Below are 21,971 nucleotides of genomic sequence, written 5' to 3' on the forward strand. Positions count from 1 at the left end.
TCAGATGGTTGTTGCGGTTCTGGTTGTTATTCAGGCGCTCTTCGCGATGAAGTGGCCCGGATTGATTTCCTCATGGGCGAGAATGGCCGGCTCGTCGCCGACACGGCGCACGGGATTGGGTATTTCGCCCTCGATCATGGCGATGCGACGCTCGATGGTCGGATCGGCGACCGGCACGGCCGAAAGCAGGCGGCGGGTATAATCATGCGTCGGCGTTTCGAAGACCTGCCGACGGCTGCCCATTTCCATGATCTAGCCGAGATAAAGCACGGCGACACGGTGGCTCATCTTTTCCACGACAGCCATGTCGTGGCTGATGAAGAGATAGGCGAGGCCCCGTTCGGCCTGAAGGTCCATGAACAGATTGATGATCTGCGCCTGGATGGAGACGTCGAGCGCCGACAGCGCCTCGTCGGCGATGATGAGCTTCGGATCGGAAGCCAGCGCACGGGCAATGCAGACACGCTGGCGCTGACCGCCGGAAAACTCGTGCGGATACCGCGCGGCATGTTCGGAGCTGAGCCCCACGCGTTCCAGCAACTCATCCACCCGCCGCCGTACAGCCTTCTGATCGTTGATCAAACCGTGGGTGTTGATCGGCTCGGCAATCGAAAAACCGACCGTCTTGCGCGGATCGAGCGAGGCGAAGGGATCCTGGAAGATATATTGTACTTCCTGGCGCATGCGGAAGCGCTCCGCCGCTGACATCTGCGAATAGCTGCGGCCATTGAAGGCAATTTCGCCTGATATGGCCGTCTGCAGCTGCTGGATGGTGCGGCCGATGGTGGATTTGCCGGAACCGGATTCGCCGACCAGCGCCAGCGTTTCGCCGGCATGAATATCGAAGCTCACCTTCTGCACGGCGCTGCAACGGTGCGTCGCCTTGCCGAACAGGTTCTTGCGGATATCGAAGCGGACAAACAGATCCTTCACCGACAGCAGCGGCTTGGCGTCATATTTCGCGGTGTTTTGCACGCGCTCCTCGCCGATCACGACCGGCTGGCCATCCTGCAGCACGGTAAGCGGCAGGCGCTTCGGAAACTCTTCGCCTTCCATGCTGCCGAGGCGCGGAACGGCGGAAAGCAGGGCGCGCGTGTAAGGATGCTGCGGATTGGCGAAGATATCCTTGACCGGGCCTTCCTCGACCTTCTTGCCCTTCCACATGACGACGACGTCATCGGCCATTTCCGCCACCACGCCCATATCATGGGTGATGAAGACCATGCCCATGCCGAGCTTCTTCTGCAGGTCGCGCATGATGTTGAGGATCTGCGCCTGAATGGTGACGTCAAGCGCCGTGGTCGGCTCGTCGGCGATCAGAAGCTTCGGCCGGCAGGCGAGCGCCATGGCAATCATCACGCGCTGGCGCATGCCGCCGGAAAGCTGGTGCGGATAACGTTTCAGAAGCTCGGCTGCATCGGGCAGGCGCACCATTTCGAGCAGCTTCTGTGCTTCAGCCAGCGCCGCCTGTTTACCCATCTTTTCGTGCAGGACAAGCACTTCGCAGATCTGGTCGCCGATGGTGAAGACGGGGTTGAGCGAGGTCATCGGCTCCTGGAAGATCATGGCGATCTCCTTGCCGCGGATCGAGCGCATCGCTTTCTGCGAAACCTTCAGCAAGTCCCTGCCTTCAAACAGGATTTTGCCGGTGGGGTAGGTCGCACCCATCATGTCCGCAAGGCGCATGGTGGAAAGCGAAGTGACCGATTTTCCCGATCCGGATTCGCCGACGACCGCGACCGTCCGGCCGGCCTCGACGCTGAAGGAGATATCGTCCACGACGCGGCTATTGCCGAACTCGACGCTCAGGCCTTCGACCGAGAGGAGGGCGTTTGCGTGTGCGGCAGTCATGTCAGCGTCTCCGGCGTGGCGCACGCGGCAAAGCTGGCGCGGCCATCTGAAAATGGGGAAGGGGAAAATGTCTCGGGCAGGCGCGTGCTGGGCGACGCCATGGGCAAGGAAGGGGATGTCGCGAAGAACTGCATGTCTTCAGGCCGTTTTGTCGGCGGAATGCGCATTGGCTATCGCCCGCACGCACGGTAGATTCGATTTCATCGAAGCGCCGCAGGCAACCTCATCAATGTCGGCCGGATGATTTGCGTCGGCCGCAGATTCGACGATGCGCATGTAACTCTAATTCCCCACCCTTGTTTTGCCGAAAAAGCTAACAAAACCGAACAATCATGTCCAGAGTGTTGAACAATTTTTGTGTACTGCTCTACAAATACGCAGCTGCACCGATTTTGAGCGCGGGTTCCTGAAGAATGCTTCGCAATGAAGCGTGTATTCCACGATTATTGTCGTTAAAAACCGTCTGGCCAGGCGCAGTCAGGCGGATAAATTTATAGTGAGCTTGCAAAGCTGGGGACGCGTGGCGGTATTCGCGCGCTGTCCTGGCCGGTCGTGACAGGCGGGGCGCTGCTGATAAAATGGATGAAGAGCAACGGAGAATGGAATGCCGGGCATGAACAATAAGGCAGGCGCAGTCAGGCTGAGGGGCTTTCTACGGTGCTTGTCCACGGATGATATTGAACTCGTCCGGCGTCATCTTCCTGAACATCTTCGCCTGACCAGAGCGGAACCCGGCTGTATTTCCTTCGAGGTGTCCGAGACAGACGATCCCCTGATCTGGGAGGTGGAGGAGCTTTTTGCCGATCGTGCCGCCTTTGACTTTCATCAGCAGCGGACGCGGGCGTCGGAGTGGTTCACAGTGACTTCCGCCATTCCACGCGACTACGAGATAACGACACTGGCGTGAATGAGATCAGGCCGCAGCGGCGTTCCTGCCGGCTGCGGCCTGTTCGGATTTCGGTGCCGAGACTTATTCCTTCGGCATGCCGACCGGAGGCGCAAGCCGCCGTTGCGCGGCAATACGGAAGGGCGCGTTCATCGCGCCATAACCGCCATAGGCCCCACGCCTTTCGATGATTTCGAAGAAGAAACCCTCGCCGAAGGTGCGGCTGTAGATCTGGAAATATTCGCCATTGTCGTCGCGGTCATAAAGAATGCTCGCGGCCCGCAGCGCATCGGAAAACTCCGGCTCCAGCCCGAAACGGGCTTCCAGATCATCGTAATAATTGCGTGAGATCGGCAGGGCGTGGAAACCGCGCGCCTGCATCGCCTTGGCCGTCGCGAAAATATCGTCGGTGGCGAAGGCGATGTGCTGGATGCTGGTGCCGAAACCTTCGGCCAGAAATTTGCCGGCGAAGGTCTTGCGATTGTCCGCACCGTTCATGGTCAGGCGGAAATGCGGCGAGGGAACGCTTTCGATGGCCTGGCTGCGTACCAGCCCGCCCGGATCGACCACATCGACCATCGGCGTGCGGCGGGTGGAAAACAGCGAGGTGTAAAACAGAAGCCAGGTCAGCATTTCATCATAATGCGTTGTTTGCGCGAGATGATCGATGCGCTTTAACCCGGCATCGCCTTCCCCTGCCTGGGCGCCCGTGGAGACGAATTCCTTGTCCCAGATGGAGGCGAGCGCCGGCGAAGCATCAAGGAAATAGATGACGCCGTTGCCCACACCCTGAATGGCGGGAACGGCGACTTCGCCTGATTTGCGCGGCTCGGCGAAGGTGGGCGCGCCGAGCGCTTCGGCCCGGGCAAGCGCCGCCCCGGCATCATCCACCTTCAGGCCGAAGGCATAGGCATTGGTGCCGTGGATGGAATAGGACGCACCGGCGAAACTGTCGCCGTCATCGCTGGTATTGATGACGATGCGGATGTCACCCTGCGCATAAAGATCGACACTGCGGTTGCGATGCCGTGCGGTTTTCTCAAAACCAAGCGTGGCAAGCAGGGCCTCCAGATTGGCCTTTTCTTCCGGCGCGGTGGTGAATTCCACGAATTCCACGCCTTGCGTCTCAACCCGTTCCGGCATGGCGGGCACATCGATGCGGATATCCGGTTCGAGACGCCGCACCTGATCCATGAGGTTGATGAGCGAGCGGTGACCGTCTTCGGCAAGCAGGCGGGCCGAGCCGCCGCGGAACTGGTCGTTGAAGATTTCGAGCGACAGCGGACCGCTATAGCCGGTGGCGGCCACGGCGCGCATGAAATCCACGACCGGCAGATCGCCTTCGCCCGGCATGTTGCGGAAATGGCGGCTCCAATAGAGCAGGTCCATGTCGATCAGCGGCGCATCGGCCAGCTGCACGATGAATATCTTGTCGCCGGGAATGGAGCGGATCGAATTGGGGTCGATCTTGCGCGACAGCGTGTGGAAACTGTCGAGGATGATACCGACATTGGCGTGGTCGGCGCGGCGCACCACTTCCCAGGCATCGCGGTGATCGCTGATATGGCGGCCCCAGGCCAGCGCCTCGTAACCGACGCGCACACCATGTTTTGCGGCCAGTTCACCAAGCTTATGGAAATCGGCGGCGGCGCGGTCGATGCCGCCGAGCGAGACCGGCGAGACATTCGAGCAGATCAGCATCAGATCGGTGCCGAGTTCGCCCATGATATCGAACTTGCGCTGGGCGCGTTCGAAGGCGCGGGCGCGGTGTGGTTCCGGCATGCCCTCGAAATCGCGGAATGGCTGGAAGAGCGTGATATCCAGCCCGTGATCGGCGGCCAGCGCCTTCACCTCGCGCGGGGAAGCGTCATATGTCAAGAAATCATTCTCGAAAATTTCCACGCCGGAAAAGCCCGCCTTGGCGATGGCCGCCAGTTTTTCCGGGAACTCGCCGCTGATCGACACGGTTGCGATGGATGTGCGCATTGGCATGCCGTGTCTTGTTGTGTCATAGCTCGCCATATTGCCTTCCTTTTCAGCCTTATGTACTAATTGGTTAATAAAGGGGACGCCGCCGGATGGCAGCCCCGTCCAGGGAATGAAGCATGAGCAAAAGCACGACCTTGAGCGGCGCCCGCGATACGCGGCAGGCGAAACGCGACCCGGAAGGGGTGCGCCGGGACATTCTTTCGGTCGCGATGGAAGAGTTTTCGCAAAACGGCCTGTCGGGCGCGCGCATAGACGAGATCGCGGCCCGCACGCGAACCTCCAAGCGCATGATCTATTATTATTTCAGCGACAAGGAGAGCCTTTACCAGCGTGTGCTGGAAGAGGCTTATGCCAAGGTGCGCGGCGGCGAAAGCGATCTGGAGCTGGACGATCTGGAGCCGGCGGCGGCGCTCGACAAGCTCTGTCGGTTCACCTTCGATCACCACAGGCGTAATCCGGCCTTCATCCGCATGGTGATGATCGAGAACATCCATCATGGCCGGCACATGCAGTCTTCCGAAACGATCCGCCAGTTGAACCGCCCGGCCATCGATGCGCTGGAAAGTGTGCTGTTGCGCGGCCAGAAGCGCGGCGTCTTTCGCGAGGGCATCGATGCACTGGAACTGCACTGGCAGATCAGCGCGCTGTCCTTTTTTAACGTTTCGAACGCTGCGACCTTCTCGTTTATCTTTGGCGACAGCCTCTTCACCAGTGACGGCCAGGAGACCTTGTCGCGGCATGCCAGCGACATGGTGCTGCGTTATGTGCTGACGCCCGCCCATATCACGACGATCGCGAAAGGCGCTTGATGAGATGGCTGAGCGCCACTTCGTAACCTTCGATGCCAAGGCCGGCAATCACTCCTTCCGCTCGGGGCGAAATATAGGAATGGTGCCGGAAGGCCTCGCGCTTGTGAATGTTTGAGATATGCACCTCGATCACGGGCGCCTCAAAGGTATTCAACGCGTCGAGGATTGCCACCGAGGTATGGGTAAAGGCGCCGGGATTGATGACGATGCCGGCCGATTTGCCACGAGCTTCATGGATCCAGTCAATCAGCTCATATTCCCGGTTGCTCTGGGCAAAAAACAGCTTGTGGCCAGCGGCATCAGTGATAGCGCGGCAATTGGCCTCGATATCGGCAAGAGTTTCGTAGCCGTAGATTTCCGGCTGGCGCTGGCCAAGCAGGTTGAGGTTGGGACCATTCAGGATCGTAAAAAGGCTCATGCTACGCCCTCCGCCATGCAAAGCTCGGTGAAATGCGCGGTCATGCGCCCGGCATCCGGTTCGCGGCCGCAGAAGAGGCGGAATGCACCGACGGCCTGAAACACCGTCATGCCGCCGCCGGGCAGGGTGCGACAGCCCTTTTTCGCCGCCGTCGCCAGCAGCTCGGTGACGAGCGGCATATAGACTATATCGGCCACCCAGTGCCGCTGTTCGATGAGATCGGCCGCGACCGGCATGCCGGGATGGGCGGGCATGCCCATAGGCGTGGCGTGAATCAGGCCATCGGCAAAGGGCAGCGAGGCGGCGGGATCGTTCACGGCATGCGCGCGGCCCTCGCCGAAACGGGCATTGAGCTCCCGGGCCAGTTGTTGCGCCCGCGGGAAATCCCGGTCGAAAATGTCGAGACTGATAATATCGAGCTTTAACGCGGCATGGGCGACCGCCACACCCGCGCCACCGGCGCCGACCAGAAGCGCCCGGTCACGCTTGGCATCCGGCAGGCCGCGAACGAAGCTTTCGTAAAAGCCGTACCAGTCGGTATTGTGACCGATGCGGCGTCCATCCTTAAAGACGACGGTGTTGACCGCGCCCAGCATGCGGGCATCGTCCGACAGTTCGTGCAGATGCGGTATGACGGCCTGCTTGAAGGGATGGGTGATGTTGGTGCCGGCAAAACCGCGCGCCTCCAGCTCGTCCAGCAGGTCGGGAAGCGCGCTGGCCGGCAGTTTGCGGGCGGTGACATCGACAAGCTCGTAGGAATAGTCGAGACCATGGGCCGCCCCTTCGCGCATGTGCAGCGCGGGCGATTTGGAAAGTTGTATATCGGCGCCTATCAGGCCGACCTTGAAGGATGTTTTCTCTGTCATGATCACGTGTCGCTCATCGGACGGTGTGGGAGAGGCGGGATTATTCCCGCCCGCCTTAAGAGCGCGCGAACCTCAGTGGTGGGCGAGAATTTCGCCGAGGAACGTGCGCGTGCGCTGGTGCTTGGGATCGCGGAAGAATTCCTCCGGCGGGCCTTCCTCGATGATCTCTCCTTCCGACATGAAGATCACCCGATCGGCCACCTGCCGTGCGAAGCCCATTTCATGGGTCACGCAGATCATCGTCATGCCGTCGCGGGCAAGGCCGATCATGGTGTCGAGCACTTCTTTCACCATTTCCGGGTCGAGCGCCGAGGTCGGCTCATCGAACAGCATGGCCTTCGGTTCCATGCACAGCGCCCGGGCGATTGCCGCGCGCTGCTGCTGGCCGCCGGAAAGCTGGGCCGGGTACTTGTCGGCCTGGTTGAGAATGCGAACGCGTTCCAGATATTTGCGCGCCGTCGCCTCCGCATCGGCCTTGGAAAGACCCTTCACCCGCATGGGTGCGAGCGTGCAGTTTTCCATGATGGTCTTGTGCGGAAAGAGATTGAAGCTCTGGAACACCATGCCCACTTCGCGGCGAACCGCATCGATGGCGCGGCTGGAATCCGACAGCGTCGTTCCCTCGACCGTGATCTTGCCCTCCTGGATCTCCTCCAGATGGTTGATACAGCGGATGAGCGTGGATTTGCCCGAACCGGACGGGCCGCAAAGAACGATTTTTTCGCCCTTGCGAACCGTCATGTTGACGTTTTTAAGCGCGTGGAAGGCTCCATACCACTTTCCTACCCCTTCAAGGGCGATCAGCGGAGCCTGAGCGGCGGATTGCGGCATGGAACTTTCCTTCATGCTTGGCAGCAGTTTTAGTTGACGGTGTAGGGAATGTCGGGAAGCGAGGCCGGAAACTGCGGCACCGGGCGCTTCATCCATTTGGCGTAGACTTTTTCGAGGTCGCCATTGGCCTTGATCTTGTCCAGATAGGCGTTCAGCGCTTCGTTCCAGTCCTTTTCGCCGGGGCGCGTGGCGGCGCTGTTATAGAGGGTCACGAGGTCGAACTTCACCTCGTAATCCTTGCCGCCGGCGGCCGAAAGCCGGTCGCCATAGAACTGGTTGCCGCCGATCGCCTCGATCTGGCCCGACAGGATCGCCTGAATGGTGGCGGCGTCGTCATCGAAACGAAGGATATTCGCTTTTGAACCCGCGCCGGCGGTCAAGGCCGTGTCCATCGGGCTGGATTTCGGCGCACCGACGGTCATGCCCGTCAGATCGTCGAAACTGGCGATCTTCTTGTTCTTGGTGGCATAGACCGACATGACATTATGCGCGTAAGGCTGCGCATATTGCACGTTCTTCGCGCGCTCCGGCGTCATCCCCATCGATGCGAACAGGGCGTCGACCTTGCCGGTGCGCAGCGAAGGAATGCGGTTGGCGACTGCGAGCGGCACGAACTCCACCTTCAGCCCCAGATAATCCGCAAACCCCCTCGCCAGATCGGCATCATAGCCTTCCTGAACGCCGGTGGAATTGATGAAACCCCAGGGCGCATTATCGCCCTGGATACCGATTACGACCTTGCCGCTGGCTTTTGCCTCGTCAAGGGTTCTGGCATCCGCCGCTGCGGGCGTCAGAACGGGCAGCAAAGCTGCCGCCAGTCCCGCCGCAACGGTTGCTCGCCAACCCGTGAGGGTTTTCAAGATCCTCATTGCTTTTCTCCTCCCAAATCCTGACAGCCGTTACTTCACGGTGAAAGGGATGTCGGGCAGGCTGTCCGGGAAGGCCGGAACTTCGCGCTTCATCCACTTGTCGTAGATCTTGGCGAGCTGGCCGTCGGACTTGATCTTGTCGAGGAAGGCGTTGACGGTTTCGTTCCAGTCCTTTTCACCCGGGCGGGTGCCGGCGCCGTTGTAAAGCGTCGTCAGGTCGAACTTCGGTTCGTATTTGCCTTCGGCAGCCTTGTTCAGGCGGTCGCCGTAGAACTGGTTGCCGCCGACGACCTCGACCTGGCCTGAAATCAGCGCCTGAATATTGGCGGCGTCATCATCGAAGCGCAGGATATTGGCCTTGGAGCCGGCGCCGGCGGTAATCGCCGTATCCATGGCGCTGGATTTCGGCACGCCGACGTCAATACCGGTGAGATCGTCATAGCCGCCGATTTTCTTGTCCTTGGGGCCGTAGACGGAGAGCACGTTGCCGGCATAGGGCTTGGAATATTGAATGGTCTTGGCGCGTTCTGCCGTCATGCCCATGGTCGCAAACAGGAGATCGACCTTGCCGGTCAGAAGTGCGGGAATGCGGTTGGCCACGGCGAGCGGCACGAATTCCACCTTGACGCCGAGATAGTCGGCAAAGGCCTTGCCGATATCGGCATCGAGGCCGTCCTGTACGCCGCTGGAATTGACGAAGCCCCACGGCGAGTTGTCGCCCTGAATGCCGATGACGACCTTGCCCTTGGCCTTGGCCTCTTCCACCGTACCGGCGAAAGCATCGACCGGTACGACGAAGGGCAGGGCAACCGTTGCCGCGGCGAGCGCGAGCAGGGCGCGACGAGAGAGTTTCATGCTGGTGGTTTTCATCTTTGGCTCCTCCTTACAAAGCTGATGAGTTCTTCACGACTTAGCGGGTTGCGGTCTGCAGCCGCTTTTCAACGCTGGCGCCCCACAGGGAAAGCGGCCAGCAGATCAGGAAATAGATGACGCCGACGAGGGCGAAGACGGTGAGCGGGCGGAACGTCTGGTTGGAGACGATCTGGCCGGCGCGCGACAGCTCGACGAAGCCGACAATGGCCGCAAGCGAGGTGCCCTTGATGAGCTGCACGAGGAAACCGATGGTGGCCGGCAGCGAAATCTTGAATGCCTGCGGCAGGACCACGTCCTTCATGCGCGATATATAATGCAGGCCGAGCGCATTGGCGGCTTCCGTCTGGCCCTTCGGCACCGCCTGGATGCCGCCGCGCCAGATTTCGCCGAGAAAGGCGCTGGCATGCAGCGTGAAGGCGATGGCGACAGCGATCCACGCATCGACATTAAAGCCCGCAAGCGCCACGCCGTAATAAACCACGAAAAGCTGCATCAGGAGCGGCGTGCCCTGGAAAACGGCGATGTAACCGGTGCTGGCACGCTGGATTGCCGGGCTGTCGGCGACGCGGGCAAGCGCCACGCAAAGGCCGAAAACGCCGCCGCCGATAAAGCCGATGATGGTCAGCGCAAGCGTCCATTTCAGGCCTTGCAGCAGGAAGAAGAGTTCGTTGGGACCGATGGATGCCATTGTCTTTTCCTCACTTGACCGGATAGCTGAAGGATGCGCGGGAGATGAGCGAGAAAATGCCCATCATCAGCGAGGAAATGACCAGATAAAGCAGCGTGATCGAGAAATAGACCTCGAAGGACCGGAACGTATCCGCTTCGATCTTCTGCGCCACGGAGGTCAGCTCGTAAGCCGCGATCGAGGTGCAGACCGAGGTGGTCAGCGTCAGCATGATGAACTGGCTGGTGAGCGACGGGTAGACTGCCCGCAGCGCCGGCTTCAGGATGATATGGCGGAAGATTTGGGTGCGGTGAAGACCGAGCGCCAGTCCCGCCTCGACCTGGCCTTTGGGAACGGAATCGACGCCACCGCGAATGATTTCAATCGCATAGGCGCCGCCGTTGAGAGCCAGCGCAATGATGGCTGTTACCGTCGGGTTGAGCTTGATGCCGATCTGCGGCAGGGCGAAGAAGATGAAGAATATCTGCACCAGAAACGGCGTGTTGCGGATGGCTTCCACAAAGCCGATGACGAGCCCGCGCAGCAGCTTGAACCGCGAGCGGCGGGCGACGACGCCCAGAACGCCGATGACGGTGGCGAGTGACATGCCCGCAATCGCAAGGCCGATCGTCGCCAGACACGCCAAAAGCAGCTCGGGCAGGCGGTCAATGACCGCCGAAAAATCGAGACTGTAAGACATTCTTCCTCCCAACCCGTTCGGGTCCGGACAGGCGTTTCGCCTTGCCCGCATCGCTTTGGAAACCTTGCGGCGCCAAAGCCCTCCATTTGTCGGTGCCGCTGCAGGCTTCAAACCCTTGTCGGCGGCGTCCTGTTAATCTTAATGTTTGTACCAGTTAGTTCATTTTTGTGTCAAGCGATATGTCCGGTTAAAAAGCAGCTTCCGCGCTGTTTTTTCAGTCTCTGTATTTTTGAATAAAGTCTTTTTTATCAATGACTAATGCGAAGAAGCGCAAGCGCTTTCCACACGTCGCCGAGCCGCCTCCGGCCTGCCGTTTGGCAGTGTCCGGAAGCCCTGTCTGCAAACCAAATCGACCGCCTTGCGGCTAGTTTTCGCCTGCGCCCAGCCTGTCTATCTGCCCCGCCAATCGCTCGGCGATCAGCAGCGAGGCGCCCGTTGCCGTCACCATTTGCGGAAGCGACAGCCATTCCAGCATCCAGCCTGCGCCCGACCTTTCCTGTTCGTGCACCAGCGACTGGTGCAGCGCCGATATCTGCACGGCATTAAAGCGTGCGAGCGTCACCAGCGTTTCGGCATTGACCGGGTTCTGTTTGTGCGGCATGGCAGAGGAGCCGCCGCCGCCGGAGAGAAGGATTTCCCCACCGAGTTCGGCCATCAGCGCGATATCCTGCCCGAACTTGCCGAGCGTACCGGTGATAAGCGAGAGAATATTGCCAAATTCGGCGATGCCGTCGCGCTGGCTCTGCCATTGCTGTCTGTCTGCAAGGCCGAGCCGTTTTGCAAGATCGGCGCGCACCGCTTCGGCATTGTCGCCGAGCTTTTCCAGCGTGCCGGCAGCCCCGCCAAACTGCAGGGAAAAACCGCCCTGCGTGAAGGTTTCCAGACGCAGCAGGTGACGTTCCAGCGGCGCGATCCAGCTTGCTGCCCGGTCGGCCACGGTGATGCCGATGGCGGCCTGCATGCGGGTATAGCCCGTCAACGGGTTATGGCCGTCGCGGGCCGCAATGTCTCCCAGCGTGTCGATGAGGTGACCGAGCCGGGCAGCGATGATTTCCGCCGCCATTTTCAACCGCAGCATCAGGCTGGTATCGATGACATCCTGGCTGGTCGCGCCGAAATGCGCCTTGTCCGCCGCCTGACCGGCGACCGCGGCCCGCATCTGCCGGATGAGTTCGGGAACCACAACCCCGTCCTTTGCGACGCCGTTGCGAAGCCCGGTCATATCGGCGGCAAACTCCGAAAGTCCCGAGACGATCGCTTCCGCCACATCCTCGGAGATGATGCCGGCCTCCGCTTCCGCCTGCGCCAGTCCCGTCTCGAAACGGACCATGGCGTCGATATCCGCTCTTGCCGAAAACAGCTCGACGATTTCACTGTCGCCGAAAAGGCCGGACAGAAACGGATGCTCGAAGGGGGAAAGGCTCATCGTCCGTCTCGCTCAAATATCGAAAAACACGGTTTCGCCTTCGCCCTGAAGGCGGATATCGAAACGATAGACGTTACCTTGCTCCTTCTGGGCGACAAGCGTGGCGATGCGGCTCTTCTGCTCGACACGGGCAAGAACCGGATCGGCGGCGTTGGCCTCCTGTTCTTCCGGGAAATACATGCGGGTCTGCAGGCCGATATTGATGCCGCGGGCAACGATCCAGAAGGTGATGTGCGGCGCCATCGGCCGGCCGTCGCGGAACGGCACCGTACCAGGCTTGATCGTCTCGAAAACGAATTCGCCGGTATCCATGTCGCCGGGCGAGCGGCCCCAGCCGATGAAATTCGGGTCGGCCTTGCCGCGCGTTTCGCTGGGGCTGTTGTAATACCCGTCGGTATCGGCCTGCCAGATTTCGATCAGCGCGTCTTTGAGCGGCATTCCCGCGCCGTCATAGACCGTGCCGCGCACGCTGATGCGTTCGCCGCGCGCCTTGTCGTTATAAAGCGGGCCGGAACCGAGATCCTTTTCGAACACGCCTTCGATGCCGACGAAGTTGGGCGTGCAGCCGATATGCACATAGGGGCCCGCCGTCTGCGAGGCGGTTTCCTTGAAATAGTTGAGCGGCTGAACCATGGTCAGTTGCCCTCCATGCGGTTTTCGAAAAGGGTCGAGCGGCGGCCGCGCAGGACGATATCGAACTTGTAGGCCAGCATATCCATCGGCAGCGTCGCATTCATGTCCAGCGGCGCGATCAGTCTTCTGATCGCATCCTCATCCGGAATGGTCTTGACGATCGGACATTTCCAGATCAGCGGATCGCCTTCGAAATACATCTGGGTGATGAGGCGCTGGGCGAAACCGTGGCCGAAGACGGAGAAGTGAATATGGGCCGGCCGCCAGTCATTGACGCCGTTCGGCCAGGGGTAAGCACCCGGCTGGATGGTCTTGAACCAGTAATAACCGTTCTCGTCCGTGATCGTGCGGCCGACGCCGCCGAAATTCGGATCGATGGCGGCGAGGTAGCTTTCCTTCTTGTGGCGGTAGCGGCCGCCGGCATTGGCCTGCCAGAATTCCACCAGTGCGCCATCCACGCCGCGGCCGCGTTCGTCCAGCACCCGGCCGTGCACCAGAATGCGGGGGCCAACAGGCATCTCGCCGGGACGGGCATAGTTGAGGATGAGATCGTTATCCAGCGGGTTCAGCATGCCATGGCCGAAGACCGGCCCGGTGATCTCGCTCTTGGTGCCCTCAAGCGAAATCAGAGCGCGCTGCGGCGAGCGCAGGATCGAGGTCTTGTATCCGGGTGCATAGGCCAGCGGGTGAGTATCGCGGTTGCGCGCGAAGAACGGCCCGGTTTCGGGCGGTTGGTTGCTCATTTTGTCTCCTCCTCGCTGGAACTATCGGCTTTCATACCTGCCAGGGCAAGCTTGGCGATCTTGAAAGCGTGGTTGGCGGCGGGCACGCCGGCATAGATCGCCACATGCAGCAGCGCCTCGCGAATATCCGCTTCGGTGGCGCCGGTATTGGCGGTGGCGCGCACATGCATGGCCAGCTCCTCATCCTGACCGAGCGCAGCGAGCAGGGCGATGGTGACCATCGAGCGCTCGCGCTTCGTCCAGTGGTTGCCGGACCACACCGTTCCCCAGGCGGCTTCGGTGATGAGCTGCTGGAAAGGCTGATCGAAGCCGGACGTCATGGTCTGCGCCCGGTCGACATGGGCGTCGCCGAGCACGGAGCGGCGGGTTTTCATGCCCTGTTCGAAACGTTCGTTCTTGTCGATATGGTCCGCCATCGGTCAGTGCTCCGGCAAGGTCTTGAGAAAAATGCAAGCCGCCTGCGCGTAGGCCAGCGGCTGTTCAAGGCAGGGAATGTGGCCGCAGCCGGCGATGGTGACGAAGCGGCTTGCGGGAATGAGGCCCGCCAGCGATTGCACCAGTTCCGGCGGTGTCGAGCCATCCTGATCGCCCGCCACACAGAGCGTCGGCACGGCGATTCGCCCGGCCTCTTCGGTAAAATCCGCATCGCGGATGGCGGCGCAGGTGCCGCTGTAACCGGCCTCCGGCTGTTGCGAAAGCATGTTACGCGCGCCGGCATAGGCGGCATTCTCAGGCTGGCGGAAGGCGGGTGTGAACCAGCGTTCCATGACAGGATCGATAAGCGAAGCAAGGCCGTCTGCGGCGATCTTCTCAATGCGGGCATTCCACATCTCGGCCGTGCCGATCCTGTGAGCGGTGTTGCTGAGTACAAGCGCGTGGACGAGATCGGGACGGCGGGCATAAAGCCCCTGCGCAATCAGGCCGCCGACAGACAGGCCCCAGATGATTGCGCCTTTCACGCCGAGATGATCGAGCAGCGCGATCAGGTCACCGGCGTGATCGTCGATGGAATAGGGGGCATGCCCGACATCCGAGAGCCCGTGGCCGCGCTTGTCATGCAGCACATAGGCATAATCATCGCCAAGCGCTTCGATTACCGCATCCCAGATGCGGAAATCGGTGCCGAGCGAATTGATGAAGGCGATGACCGGCTTGCCTGTGTCCAATCCCTTGGCGCGATAATGGATCACGGTCTCGCCGCAGCGCAGAAAATGCATGATGTGCTCCTCCTGCCAAGGATATTGCAAGCGTGTTCCGGTTAAGTAAAATGACATTATCGATGAAAATCATAACCTGTGGATTATATGAGCGATGGTCGATCAGCGTATCAAGTTCCGCCACCTGCAGACTTTCGTTGAGGTGGCGCGGCAGAAAAGCGTCATCCGCGCTGCGGAAATCCTGCATGTCAGCCAGCCGGCGGTGACGAAGACGATCCGTGAGCTGGAAGATATTCTCGGTGTCTCGCTGTTCGACCGGGAGGGACGCGGCATCCGCATCAGCCGTTATGGCGAGGTCTTCCTGCGCCATGCCGGTGCGACAATGACGGCGCTGCGGCAGGCGGTTGATTCCGTTTCGCAGGAGGCGGCGCGCGCCGGTCCGCCGGTGCGGGTCGGCGCTTTGCCTACGGTTTCGGTGCGAATCATGCCGAAGGCGATGGCCGGGTTTCTGGCGGAGAAAACCGGCAGCCCGGTGAAGATCGTCACGGGTGAAAACGCCGTGCTGCTGGAACAGTTGCGGGTCGGCGATCTCGATCTTGTTGTCGGCCGTCTGGCCGCGCCGCAGAAAATGGCGGGCTTTTCCTTTGAGCATCTCTATTCGGAAAAGGTCCGCTTCGTGGTGCGCACCGGCCACCCGCTGTTATCGCCCGGCCTTTCGGTGTTCGATCACCTGCATGAATATCCGGTGCTGATGCCGACACGGCAATCGGTCATCGGCCCCGTCGTCGAGCAGTTCCTGATCGCCAACGGCGTTCCGGCCCTGCCGATCCGCATCGAAACCGTATCGGACGCCTTCGGCCGCGCCTTCCTGCGCACCAGCGATGCGATCTGGATCATCTCGGAGGGTGTGGTGGCGGCGGATGTGGCGGATGGTATTCTCGCAATCCTGCCTGTTGAGACCGGCGATACCAGCGGCCCGGTGGGGCTGACGGTGAGGGCCGATACGCAGCCCACGCTGCCGCTTTCGCTGCTGATGCAGGCCATCCGCGAGGCGGCGGGCGAGTTGCTGGATGGGAGGCCGGAGGCTGGTTCCTGATACGAGGGGCGGGGGTGGAAAAGTCTGAGAAGCTTTCCTCCGTCATGCCGGACTTGATCCGGCATCCAGCCCCGGCGTGACGGGTGTGGAAACGGTGCAGATAAAAAGCCGCGTGTCTGGTGGACCTCCTAATAGGGAAGCCCGACATAATTCTCCGCAAGCGCGGTCGACGCCGCGCGCGATTGCACGAGGTAATCCAGCTCCGCCTCCTGTATGCGCTGGCCGAAATCTCCGGTATCGGGGAAACGATGCATCATCGTCGTCATCCACCACGAGAAACGCACGGCCTTCCAGACGCGGGACAGCGCCTTCTGCGAATAGCCGTCGATGCCGGCCTCTGACCGGTCGCGGTAAAATTCGATCAGCGCCTCGCTCAGATAATGCACGTCGCTGGCGGCGAGGTTGAGGCCCTTGGCGCCGGTGGGCGGCACGATGTGGGCGGCGTCTCCGGCAAGGAACAGTCGGCCGAACCGCATCGGTTCGCAGACGAAGGAGCGGAGCGGCGCGATGGACTTTTCAAAGGACGGGCCCGTCACCATCGCGTCCGCATGGTTTTCCGGCAGGCGGCGGCGGATTTCGTCCCAGAAACGCTCGTCGCTCCAGTCCTCCGGCCGGTCGTCCAGCGAGCATTGGATGTAATAACGGCTGCGCGTGTGCGACCGCATGGAACAGAGCGCAAAACCACGCGGATGGTTGGCGTAGATGAGTTCGTGGTTGACGGGGGGCACGTCAGCGAGAATGCCGAGCCAGCCGAAAGGATAGACCTTCTCGAATTCCTTGATCGCGCCCTGAGGCACCGATTTGCGGCTGACCCCGTGAAAACCGTCGCAGCCGGCGATGAAATCGCAATCGATACGGTGGGTTACGCCGTCTTTCTGATAGGTGGCATAGGGGCTGGCGCCATCGAAATCATGCGGCTCGACATCAGATGCATCGTAAATGGTCACGAGGCCGGCTGCGTCGCGCACATCCATCAGGTCATGGGTCACCTCGGTCTGGCCATAGACCATCACATGGCTGCCGCCGGTCAGGTCGAAGAGATCGATACGGTGGTCGCGGCCGTCGAAGGTGAGAGAAAAACCGTCATGCGGCAGGCCTTCGCGGCGCAGGCGCTTATCCGCGCTGACCTTTTCCATGAGCTGCACCGTGCCTTCTTCCAGCACGCCGGCGCGGACACGGCCGAGGATGTACTCCTTGCTGACCCGGTCGAGAATGACGGTCTCGACGCCTTCTCTGGCCAGAAGCTGGCCAAGCAGAAGCCCTGATGGGCCGGAGCCGATGATGACGACCTGGGTGCGCATTGTTTCCTCCCGAACTTGTCTCCTATCAACAAATTGCCGAGGGGATGCGGAAAGCTCAATGGACTTTCTGATCCGCAAATTGCACAATCCGACCATTGTGAGGAGGAGCGAAGGAACATGCGGCTTGCTGCAAGTGAGGGTTTGTATGGCGAAGAAGCGGTGCAAGGCACTGATTTCCGCTTTCATTGCGAGACGCTTTTTTCCAGAAGCAGCCTTCACCGGTTTGAAATCGGCCTGCACCGTCACGCTGCCTTTCAACAAATCTTGTACATTTGGGGCGGTGAGGGCGATGCGCTGCTGGATGGTCGCATCGAGGCGATCCACCCGCCGGTCGCCATTGTCGTCCCGCCGGGTTTCGAACACGGCTTCCGGTTTTCGCGTGATATTGGCGGGGTGATCGTCACCGTGCTGCCGGGCGCCTTGCCGGCATCGGTGCAGGCGCTGTTGCTGCGGAATTTCCAGCGGCCGGTCCTGTTGCCGCTGCGGGATTTTGCCGATGGCGAACGCCTGCGCAGCGGGTTCGAACAGATTTCCGCCGAATATGAAACCCGTGAAACAGGCCGGGATGCCATCATCGAAGGTCAGTTCGCCATCGTGACGGCGCTTCTGGCGCGGGCGGCGCGGCCTCTGCTTGAGGGAACCGGCGAAGGTCTTGCCGAGCAGCGTTTCGAATTGCTGCTGTCACTGATTGCGCGCCATATTCGCGAGCCGCAGAAAGCGGAGTTTTATGGGAAGAAGCTCGGTCTTTCCGAGACACATCTCAATCGCCTGGTCCGTTCCGTTTCCGGCCTCAGCCTGCAGCGGCTGATCGCCAGACGCCAGATCGAGATTGCCCAGCAGGAACTGATCTTCACGGTCTCGAGCGTGCAGATGATTGCCGAGGGACTGGGTTTTGCCGATCCGGCCTATTTCAACCGGTTCTTCAAGCGCGAGACCGGCATGACGCCGCGCGCCTGGCGGTTGGCGGAGCAGCGGAAAATGGGGGATTCCGGCGTCCGGCAGGTGTCGTCTCAAACCAGCATTCTTGCCAGTTCGCGCTGAACGGCAAGAAGGGCGGGCAGGTATCGCTCCACCAGATCCTCCATCGAGGCGACCGAGGCGGCAAGCCCGACATTGAGCGCGGCAACCGTCTGGCCACGCACGCTTTTCAGCGGCACGGCGATGGAGCGAAGGCCGATCTCGACCTCCTGATCGATCAGCGCATAACCGCGATTGCCGGTGGCCCCGATTTCGGCGAGCAGGGCGTCCATGGCAATAATGGTCTTTTCCGTGCGCGCCACCAGCCGGGAGGCTTCGAGAATGTCGCGCTGCCGCTCGGCCGTCTGCGCCGAAAGCAGAACGCGGCCCATGGAGGTGCAATAGGCCGGCAGGCGCGAACCCGGCATCAGCGCAATCGACATTACCCGCTGCTGCGCGGCGCGGGCCACATAAACGATCTCGGTCTCATCCAGAATGGAGACGGAAGTGCTCTGGCCGATTTCCTCCGACAGCCGGTCGAGCAGCGGCTGCACGATGCGCGGCAGCGGCATGGTGGCAAGACAGCCGGTGCCGAGCCGCAGCACCTTCGGCGTCACGGTAAAGAACTTGCCGTCATAAGCCGCATAACCGAGTTCCGAAAGCGTGAGCAGGCAACGCCGTGTCGTGGCGCGGTCCAGCCCGGCAATCTCGGCGGCATCGGAAATCGACAGGCGCGGGCGCTCGGCGCTGAAGGCTTCGATCACCCGCAATCCCTTGGCGAGACCGCCCATTATGTCTCTTTCGTTGACGGCCATGTCACGGCTCCATTTGTGCGATATACGAACAAAAATCATATAACGCACAAAATCCTTGCCGTCGAGGTGGTTTCGGATTTACCTCACGGTCAGGCAGCCTTGCGGGTTTCATCCGTCCGGCTGGATGGAGGTTTTAATGGACAAGACAATCAAGAGCGCTGAAGAGGCGCTTTCCGGCATCGGCGACGGTGCGACGATCATGATCGGCGGTTTCGGCGGCTCCGGCGCGCCCATCGAACTGATCCATGCGCTGATCGACAAGGGCCCGAAGAACCTGACGGTCATCAACAACAATGCCGGCAACGGCCGCATCGGCATCGCCGCGATGATCGACGCCGGCATGGTCAGGAAGATGATCTGCTCCTTCCCGCGCTCTTCCGATCCGCGCGCCTTTACGGATCGCTATCTGGCAGGCGACATCGAGCTGGAACTGGTGCCGCAGGGCACGCTTGCCGAGCGCATCCGCGCCGGCGGCGCGGGCATTCCGGCCTTCTACACCCCCACCGGCTTCGGCACGGAATTGGCCGAAGGCAAGGTCATCGCGGAATTCGACGGGCGATCCTACGTGCAGGAGCGCTGGCTGAAGGCGGATTTCGCGATTGTGAAGGCCGAGCTTGGCGATACCTATGGCAACCTCACCTACAACAAGGCTGGCCGCAATTTTAACCCGCTGATGTGCATGGCTGCAAAGACCACCATCGCGCAGGTCTCGAAGATCGTCGCCGCCGGCGAGATCGACCCGGAGCAGGTCGTCACGCCCGGCATTTTCGTGAACGGCGTCGTGGAAATTCCCGATCCGCAACAGGAAGAAGTCCTCATTCGCGCGGGAGTAGCCTACGCATGACCACGACCATCGACACCCGCGAAGACATCAAGCTTTCCAACGCCCAGATCGCCTGGCGTGCGGCGCAGGACATCGAGGACGGTGCTTACGTCAATCTCGGCATAGGCTTTCCGGAAATGGTGGCGCGATACCAGCCGCCCGGCCGTCAGGCGATTTTCCACACTGAAAACGGCATCCTGAATTTCGGCGAAGCGCCGCCGGAGGGCGAGGAGGACTGGAATCTCATCAATGCCGGCAAGAAGGCCGTGACGCTGAAACCCGGTGCCGCCTTCTTCCACCATGCCGACAGCTTCGCCATGGTGCGCGGCGGGCATCTGGATGTGGCGATCCTCGGCGCCTACCAGGTGGCGCAGAATGGCGATCTCGCCAATTGGCGTGTCGGCTCCAAGGGTGTGCCGGCCGTCGGCGGGGCGATGGATCTGGTGCATGGCGCCAAGCAGGTCTTCGTCATTACGGAACATGTGACCAAGAACGGCGAACCGAAACTCGTTGAAAAATGTGCCTTCCCGCTGACCGGCGTCGGCTGCATCACCCGCATTTATACCAGCCATGCCGTCATCGACGTGGTGGATGGCCGTTTCGTGCTGCGTGAAAAACTGCCGTCGATGACGTTTGAGGAATTGCAGGCCATGACCGGCGCGCCTTTGGCGGTCGATGGCGAGGTCGTTGATCTCGTCGCCCCGGAACTGTGAGGAAAAACCGATGACCGATGCATTCATCTGCGACTATATCCGCACGCCGATCGGCCGCTTCGGCGGTGCGCTTTCTTCGGTGCGGGCCGACGATCTCGGTGCAATTCCCCTGAAGGCGCTTGTCGAGCGCAACCCGTCCGTTGACTGGGAAGCCGTCGAAGACGTGATCTTCGGCTGCGCCAACCAGGCGGGCGAGGATAACCGCAACGTCGCACGCATGTCGCTGCTGCTCGCCGGTCTGCCGGTTTCGGTTACCGGAACCACCATCAATCGCCTTTGCGGTTCGGGCATGGACGCCCTCATCGCGGCCGCTCGCGCCGTGAAATCAGGCGAGGCGGAACTGATGATCGCCGGCGGCGTCGAAAGCATGAGCCGCGCGCCCTTCGTTCTGCCGAAGGCGGAGAGCGCCTTTTCCCGCAATGCCGAAATCTATGACACCACCATCGGCTGGCGCTTCGTCAATCCGCTGATGAAGGCGCAATATGGCGTCGATTCCATGCCGGAAACCGGGGATAACGTCGCCATTGATTATCAGGTCTCCCGCGAGGATCAGGACGCCTTCGCCGTTCGCAGCCAGCAGAAGGCGGCCGACGCACAGGCCAATGGTCGCCTGGACAGGGAAATCGTGCCGGTGACGATCCCGCAGCGCAAGGGCGATCCGCTGGTGGTATCGAAGGATGAACATCCGCGCGCCACAAGCCTCGAATCGCTGGCGAAGCTGAAGCCGGTCAACAGGCGCGAAGGCGCGACGGTGACGGCGGGCAACGCATCAGGCGTCAATGACGGTGCGGCCGCACTCATCGTCGCATCGGCGGAAGCCGCGAAGAAATACGGGCTGACGCCGATCGCCCGCATTCTCGGCGGCGCCGCCGCCGGCGTGCCGCCGCGTGTCATGGGCATCGGCCCGGCCCCGGCCTCGGCCAAGCTTTTGGCGCGGCTCGGGCTGAAGCAGGAACAGCTTGACGTGATCGAGTTGAACGAGGCTTTCGCCAGCCAGGGCCTTGCGACGCTGAGGCAGCTCGGTATTGCGGATGACGATGCGCGGGTGAATGCGAATGGCGGCGCCATCGCGCTTGGCCATCCGCTCGGCATGTCCGGCGCCCGTATTGCCGGCACCGCGGCGCTTGAACTTTCGCTGACCGGCAAGCGTTTTGCGCTCGCCACGATGTGCATCGGCGTCGGGCAGGGTATTGCCGTGGCGCTGGAGCGGGTCTGACGGGACAGCGGCATTCGGCGTCGTGAGAACGGTGCGAATGTCGCCGTAAAACGATACGAATGCCTGCTGCCGCAGCTTCCTTACGTGTGACAGTGGCCATTCAGGTTACTCGGCAGGTGATTTTTTCGCTCTGACACATCCCAGCCCCCGCATTCCTGTGCATGTCACAGGAATCCAGCCGACGCGCGTCTGCGCGGCGGAAGGACTCCTTTCAGCCCAAGGACTTGGGCTGGCTGGATATCTGTGACAAGCACAGAGATGAGGGGAGGAGGCGTGCTGGGCCAAGCAAGCCGGCCCTGCGATGCAGGCCCCGGTCGATTATTCCCTGATAA

23 protein-coding genes and 1 pseudogene are annotated in these 21,971 nt (G+C 61.1%); 8 read left to right on the plus strand and 16 right to left on the minus strand.

Features of this window, described 5'->3' with window-relative positions:
- Nucleotides 1-30: 30 nt before the first annotated feature.
- Nucleotides 31-1,851: pseudogene (locus tag V6S97_RS18265) on the minus strand (ABC transporter ATP-binding protein).
- On the opposite strand from V6S97_RS18265, the gene V6S97_RS18270 reads away from it, so the two are divergent.
- The gene (locus tag V6S97_RS18270; RefSeq protein WP_334427586.1) at nucleotides 1,837-2,043 is read left to right on the plus strand and encodes a hypothetical protein; all 207 of its coding nucleotides are present in this window, start codon (nucleotides 1,837-1,839) and stop codon (nucleotides 2,041-2,043) included. The pseudogene V6S97_RS18265 and the gene V6S97_RS18270 overlap by 15 nt on opposite strands.
- Before the next feature lie 412 nt (nucleotides 2,044-2,455).
- A complete protein-coding gene (locus tag V6S97_RS18275; protein WP_020810380.1) occupies nucleotides 2,456-2,758 on the plus strand; it encodes a putative quinol monooxygenase in 303 nt (100 codons plus the stop codon).
- A gap of 63 nt (nucleotides 2,759-2,821) precedes the next feature.
- Here the strand turns inward: V6S97_RS18275 and V6S97_RS18280 are convergent, their stop codons facing one another.
- A complete protein-coding gene (locus V6S97_RS18280) occupies nucleotides 2,822-4,723 on the minus strand; it encodes a bifunctional sugar phosphate isomerase/epimerase/4-hydroxyphenylpyruvate dioxygenase family protein (RefSeq protein WP_334427653.1) in 1,902 nt (633 codons plus the stop codon).
- Between the two features lie 119 nt (nucleotides 4,724-4,842).
- Here V6S97_RS18280 and V6S97_RS18285 point away from each other — a divergent pair, with 119 nt between their 5' ends.
- Nucleotides 4,843-5,535 carry a TetR/AcrR family transcriptional regulator gene (locus V6S97_RS18285; RefSeq protein ID WP_334427587.1) on the plus strand — a complete coding sequence of 231 codons (693 nt, stop codon included), beginning with the start codon at nucleotides 4,843-4,845 and terminating at the stop codon, nucleotides 5,533-5,535.
- Here the strand turns inward: V6S97_RS18285 and aroQ are convergent.
- The 12 genes from aroQ to pcaD form a co-directional block, all read right to left on the minus strand.
- Entirely contained in the window at nucleotides 5,510-5,953 is a 444-nt protein-coding gene (aroQ, locus tag V6S97_RS18290) for a type II 3-dehydroquinate dehydratase (protein WP_111791400.1), read from the minus strand. The two genes, V6S97_RS18285 and aroQ, sit on opposite strands and share 26 nt — an antisense overlap.
- Nucleotides 5,950-6,819 (minus strand): shikimate dehydrogenase, encoded by an 870-nt coding sequence (locus V6S97_RS18295; RefSeq protein WP_111791411.1) that lies wholly within the window; start codon nucleotides 6,817-6,819, stop codon nucleotides 5,950-5,952. Before V6S97_RS18295 ends, aroQ begins: the two co-directional genes overlap by 4 nt.
- A gap of 72 nt (nucleotides 6,820-6,891) precedes the next feature.
- The gene (locus V6S97_RS18300; RefSeq protein ID WP_003505500.1) at nucleotides 6,892-7,650 is read right to left on the minus strand and encodes an amino acid ABC transporter ATP-binding protein; all 759 of its coding nucleotides are present in this window, start codon (nucleotides 7,648-7,650) and stop codon (nucleotides 6,892-6,894) included.
- 29 nt (nucleotides 7,651-7,679) lie between these two features.
- Nucleotides 7,680-8,519 carry a transporter substrate-binding domain-containing protein gene (locus V6S97_RS18305; RefSeq protein ID WP_334427588.1) on the minus strand — a complete coding sequence of 280 codons (840 nt, stop codon included), beginning with the start codon at nucleotides 8,517-8,519 and terminating at the stop codon, nucleotides 7,680-7,682.
- A 30-nt stretch (nucleotides 8,520-8,549) separates the two neighbouring features.
- Nucleotides 8,550-9,389, minus strand: coding sequence for a transporter substrate-binding domain-containing protein (locus tag V6S97_RS18310; protein ID WP_003505503.1), 840 nt, complete (start codon nucleotides 9,387-9,389; stop codon nucleotides 8,550-8,552).
- A gap of 40 nt (nucleotides 9,390-9,429) precedes the next feature.
- Nucleotides 9,430-10,080, minus strand: coding sequence for an amino acid ABC transporter permease (locus V6S97_RS18315; RefSeq protein ID WP_060727295.1), 651 nt, complete (start codon nucleotides 10,078-10,080; stop codon nucleotides 9,430-9,432).
- 10 nt (nucleotides 10,081-10,090) lie between these two features.
- Complete coding sequence (locus tag V6S97_RS18320; protein WP_060724457.1) at nucleotides 10,091-10,759, minus strand: amino acid ABC transporter permease; 669 nt, start codon at nucleotides 10,757-10,759, stop codon at nucleotides 10,091-10,093.
- Between the two features lie 364 nt (nucleotides 10,760-11,123).
- Entirely contained in the window at nucleotides 11,124-12,185 is a 1,062-nt protein-coding gene (locus V6S97_RS18325; RefSeq protein ID WP_334427589.1) for a 3-carboxy-cis,cis-muconate cycloisomerase, read from the minus strand.
- 12 nt (nucleotides 12,186-12,197) lie between these two features.
- A complete protein-coding gene (gene pcaG, locus V6S97_RS18330; RefSeq protein WP_020009037.1) occupies nucleotides 12,198-12,818 on the minus strand; it encodes a protocatechuate 3,4-dioxygenase subunit alpha in 621 nt (206 codons plus the stop codon).
- A 2-nt stretch (nucleotides 12,819-12,820) separates the two neighbouring features.
- Nucleotides 12,821-13,561, minus strand: a complete 741-nt coding sequence (gene pcaH / locus V6S97_RS18335; RefSeq protein WP_209823092.1) for a protocatechuate 3,4-dioxygenase subunit beta — start codon at nucleotides 13,559-13,561, stop codon at nucleotides 12,821-12,823.
- Complete coding sequence (gene pcaC / locus V6S97_RS18340) at nucleotides 13,558-13,977, minus strand: 4-carboxymuconolactone decarboxylase (RefSeq protein WP_020009036.1); 420 nt, start codon at nucleotides 13,975-13,977, stop codon at nucleotides 13,558-13,560. Before pcaC ends, pcaH begins: the two co-directional genes overlap by 4 nt.
- A 3-nt stretch (nucleotides 13,978-13,980) precedes the next feature.
- Nucleotides 13,981-14,778 carry a 3-oxoadipate enol-lactonase gene (gene pcaD / locus V6S97_RS18345; RefSeq protein ID WP_334427590.1) on the minus strand — a complete coding sequence of 266 codons (798 nt, stop codon included), beginning with the start codon at nucleotides 14,776-14,778 and terminating at the stop codon, nucleotides 13,981-13,983.
- 94 nt (nucleotides 14,779-14,872) lie between these two features.
- Here pcaD and pcaQ point away from each other — a divergent pair, with 94 nt between their 5' ends.
- A complete protein-coding gene (gene pcaQ, locus V6S97_RS18350) occupies nucleotides 14,873-15,814 on the plus strand; it encodes a pca operon transcription factor PcaQ (protein WP_080864504.1) in 942 nt (313 codons plus the stop codon).
- Nucleotides 15,815-15,942: 128 nt separating this feature from the next.
- Here pcaQ and pobA read toward each other — a convergent pair whose 3' ends face one another.
- On the minus strand, nucleotides 15,943-17,115 hold the full coding sequence (gene pobA, locus V6S97_RS18355) for a 4-hydroxybenzoate 3-monooxygenase (RefSeq protein ID WP_334427591.1): 1,173 nt from the start codon (nucleotides 17,113-17,115) through the stop codon (nucleotides 15,943-15,945).
- 117 nt (nucleotides 17,116-17,232) lie between these two features.
- Here pobA and V6S97_RS18360 point away from each other — a divergent pair, with 117 nt between their 5' ends.
- Nucleotides 17,233-18,156: a helix-turn-helix domain-containing protein gene (locus V6S97_RS18360; RefSeq protein WP_112346629.1), complete on the plus strand. Its 924-nt coding sequence runs from the start codon at nucleotides 17,233-17,235 to the stop codon at nucleotides 18,154-18,156.
- On the opposite strand, the gene V6S97_RS18365 is transcribed toward V6S97_RS18360, so the two are convergent.
- Nucleotides 18,126-18,887 carry an IclR family transcriptional regulator gene (locus V6S97_RS18365; protein WP_334427592.1) on the minus strand — a complete coding sequence of 254 codons (762 nt, stop codon included), beginning with the start codon at nucleotides 18,885-18,887 and terminating at the stop codon, nucleotides 18,126-18,128. The two genes, V6S97_RS18360 and V6S97_RS18365, sit on opposite strands and share 31 nt — an antisense overlap.
- Nucleotides 18,888-19,023: 136 nt before the next feature.
- Between V6S97_RS18365 and V6S97_RS18370 the strand changes: the two genes are divergently transcribed.
- The 3 genes from V6S97_RS18370 to pcaF are packed head-to-tail and all read left to right on the plus strand — an operon-like array spanning nucleotide 19,024 to nucleotide 21,639.
- On the plus strand, nucleotides 19,024-19,731 hold the full coding sequence (locus V6S97_RS18370) for a 3-oxoacid CoA-transferase subunit A (protein WP_113076366.1): 708 nt from the start codon (nucleotides 19,024-19,026) through the stop codon (nucleotides 19,729-19,731).
- Nucleotides 19,728-20,423 (plus strand): CoA transferase subunit B, encoded by a 696-nt coding sequence (locus tag V6S97_RS18375; protein WP_003505518.1) that lies wholly within the window; start codon nucleotides 19,728-19,730, stop codon nucleotides 20,421-20,423. Before V6S97_RS18370 ends, V6S97_RS18375 begins: the two co-directional genes overlap by 4 nt.
- Nucleotides 20,424-20,433: 10 nt before the next feature.
- Entirely contained in the window at nucleotides 20,434-21,639 is a 1,206-nt protein-coding gene (gene pcaF, locus V6S97_RS18380) for a 3-oxoadipyl-CoA thiolase (protein WP_111829593.1), read from the plus strand.
- Nucleotides 21,640-21,971 lie beyond the last annotated feature (332 nt).

Origin of the sequence: Agrobacterium sp. CCNWLW155 (assembly GCF_036888815.1) — a bacterium.
Classification (GTDB): Bacteria; Pseudomonadota; Alphaproteobacteria; order Rhizobiales; family Rhizobiaceae; genus Agrobacterium; species Agrobacterium radiobacter.